At 41.4% G+C, this 507-nt stretch carries 1 protein-coding gene; it reads right to left on the bottom strand.

Annotated features, from left to right (window positions below):
* Positions 1–470: RNA-guided endonuclease InsQ/TnpB family protein (locus ACYQ4O_RS12980; protein ID WP_460175873.1), on the bottom strand; the 470-nt coding region annotated here is incomplete at its 3' end.
* Positions 471–507: the final 37 nt, after the last annotated feature.

The following is a 507-nucleotide window of genomic DNA, read 5'->3' as shown; positions in this document are numbered from 1 at the left end:
TAGTCTCCTACACGATCCTTTGTTACCGTGATGCTTCTTACGATGCCAAGAATCGGACGGTGAATAACGGCTTTTATCGGATTGCACTTCGGAATCTTGATCCAATTTTCGCCAACGGATATGCTTGTGCAGTGATAACTGGATTGTTTTCCGTTTTTGCTTTTGAACTTTGGATATTTAGCTCTTTTAGCAAAGAAGTTTTTAAATGCCGTATCCGCATGACGAACGGCTTCCTGCAAGCTGATCGAATCATATTGGGCAAGCCAAGCGTATTTGCGGGACTTCTTTGCTATTGAGAGCAGCGGCTTCAATTCTTTGATAATGGAAAGAGATATGCCTTTCTTTTCATAAAATCTCTTTTTCAGTGCTGCAGAGCGATTGAAACAAAAGCGCACAGCTCCGAATTGGCCGGATAAAAATTCCTTTTGTTCTTTAGTCGGGTACAGCCGAACTTTCGTAGCCTGCAACATCTCATTTCCTTATCTACTTTAATTGTATGACAGATCA

The sequence above is a fragment of the Turicimonas sp. TL08 genome, assembly GCF_054660695.1.
This window is presented reverse-complemented; position numbering and strand designations above follow the sequence as displayed.